Source organism: Paracoccus sigandri, from assembly GCF_003709565.1.
GTDB classification, from domain to species: domain Bacteria; phylum Pseudomonadota; class Alphaproteobacteria; order Rhodobacterales; family Rhodobacteraceae; genus Paracoccus; species Paracoccus siganidrum.
The window spans coordinates 1-2366 of record NZ_QNRC01000087.1 but is presented as its reverse complement, the minus strand read 5'-3'; the positions used below and the strand labels follow the sequence as shown (position 1 = coordinate 2366).

Genomic DNA, 2366 nt, shown 5'->3' with positions numbered 1-2366 from the left:
AGGGTTCGTCAGGCCTGTGCGACGGGCATGAGCCAGCGTCAGGCGGCGAAGGAATTCAACATATCGCGCGACACGGTCGCGAAGATGATGATGTTCTCGGTTCCTCCGGGCTACCGGCGGACGGCCGCGGTCAAGCGCCCGAAGCTTGATCCGTTCATCCCGATCATCGAAGAATGGCTGGAGGTGGACCGGTTGATGCCGCGCAAGCAGCGGCATACAGCGAAGCGGGTGTTTGACCGTCTGCGCGAAGAATGCGGGTTCACCGGGGGCTACACGATCATCAAGGATTATATCCGGGAACGTGAGCGGCGTGGGCAGGAAGTGTTCGTGCCGCTGTCGCATCCCCCGGGCCATGCGCAGGCCGACTTCGGCGAGGCGATGGTTCGGATCGGCGGTGTCGAACAGAAGGCGCATTTCTTCGTGCTGGACCTGCCGCACAGCGATGCGTGCTATGTGCGGGCCTATCCTGCGGCGGTGGCCGAAGCCTGGGTTGACGGTCACATCCACGCCTACTCCTTCTTCGAGGCGGTTCCTCAGTCGATCGTCTATGACAACGACCGCTGTCTGGTGGCGAAGATCCTGCCAGACGGCACCCGCAAGCGTGCTTCGCTGTTCAGCGGTTTCCTGTCGCATTACCTGATCCGGGATCGGTATGGCCGCCCGGGCAAGGGTAACGACAAAGGCAATGTCGAAGGCTTGGTGGGCTATTGTCGTCGCAACTTCATGGTGCCGATGCCGGAATTCGCGACCTGGGACGCGTTCAACCTCTGGCTGGAGGAGCAATGCGAGCGGCGCCAGCTCGATGTCCTGCGCGGCGAAAGCGAAACGATCGGCGAGAGATTGCAGCGCGACCTCGCCGCGATGCGCCCGCTCCCGGCGGCACCGTTTGATGCCTGCGATCAGGCGACCGGGCGCGTCTCGTCGCAATCTCTGGTGCGCTACAAGACCAACGACTACTCGGTGCCGGTCGCTTACGGCCATCAGGACGTCTCGATCCGGGCCTATATCCATGAGGTCGTCATCGGTTGCCGGGGTGAAGTGATCGCCCGCCATCCCCGGTGCTGGGATCGCGACGAGATCGTCTTCGACCCGATCCACTACCTGCCGCTGATCGAGCAGAAGATCAACGCATTGGACCAGGCCGCGCCGTTGCAGGGCTGGGATCTGCCGGAGGAATTCGCCACCTTGCGCCGGCTGATGGAGGCACGGATGAACCGGCACGGCCGACGCGAATATGTCCAGGTCCTGCGGCTTCTGGAAACCTTCGATCTGGTCGATCTGCATGCGGCCGTGACGCAAGCGCTGCAGATGGGTGCGATCAGCTTCGATGCGGTGAAGCATCTGCTGCTGTGCCGGGTGGAGCGCCGACCACCCCGGCTGGATCTCGACTGCTATCCCTACCTGCCCAAGGCCAGGGTCGAGAAGACCGAGGCCCGCTCCTACATGCAGCTGCTGTCTGGCAATGCGGAGGGCGCGGCATGAGCGATGCCCCGGAAATCCTGCTCGCCCATCACCTCAAGGCGCTGAAGCTGCCCACCTTCCTGCGCGAGCATCAGAAACTGGCCCGCCAATGCGCGGCGGAAGGCGTGGATCATGTCCGGTATCTCGCCCGGCTGGTCGAATTGGAATTGATCGACCGGGAACGGCGGATGGTCGAACGTCGGATCAAAGCCGCGAAGTTCCCGGCCGTCAAAAGCCTGGACAGCTTCGACTTCGCGGCCATCCCGAAGCTCAACAAGATGCAGGTGCTGGAACTGGCCCGGTGCGAATGGATCGAGCGGCGGGAGAACATTATCGCTCTCGGCCCCAGTGGCACGGGCAAGACGCACATCTCCCTCGGCCTTGGTTTGGCCGCCTGCCAGAAAGGCCTGTCCGTCGGCTTCACCACCGCCGCGGCTCTGGTCAGCGAAATGATGGAGGCCCGCGATGAGCGCCGCCTGCTGCGCTTCCAGAAGCAGATGGCGGGATACAAACTCCTCATCATCGATGAACTCGGCTTCGTGCCGCTGTCGAAGACCGGCGCTGAGTTGCTGTTCGAACTGATCTCGCAACGCTACGAGCGCGGATCGATCCTGATCACCAGCAACCTACCCTTCGACGAATGGACCGAGACATTCGGCTCCGAGCGTCTGACCGGCGCGCTGCTCGACCGGCTGACCCACCACGTCAACATCCTCGAGATGAACGGCGAAAGCTACCGTCTCGCCAACAGTCGCGCCAGAAAGGCCGACTGACACCCCCCTCGAAAATCGCAACGCGCGGCTGAGACCCCCGCTCGGGCTACGCCCTCACGGAGGTCTCAGCCGCGCGCAAGGGTGGCCGACTTTTACGCCGCCCCGTGGCAGGTTTTTACGCCGCCGTTGACA

2 protein-coding genes are annotated in these 2366 nt (G+C 63.2%); both read left to right on the top strand.

All coding sequences use genetic code 11. From position 1 onward, the window contains the following. Positions 1-1482 (top strand): IS21 family transposase (istA, locus tag C9E82_RS23745; protein ID WP_425325182.1); only part of this gene is annotated, 1482 nt, incomplete at its 5' end. Further along, positions 1479-2234 (top strand): IS21-like element ISPve1 family helper ATPase IstB, encoded by a 756-nt coding sequence (gene istB, locus C9E82_RS23740; protein ID WP_119901222.1) that lies wholly within the window; start codon positions 1479-1481, stop codon positions 2232-2234. The genes istA and istB, both read left to right, overlap by 4 nt. Positions 2235-2366 lie beyond the last annotated feature (132 nt).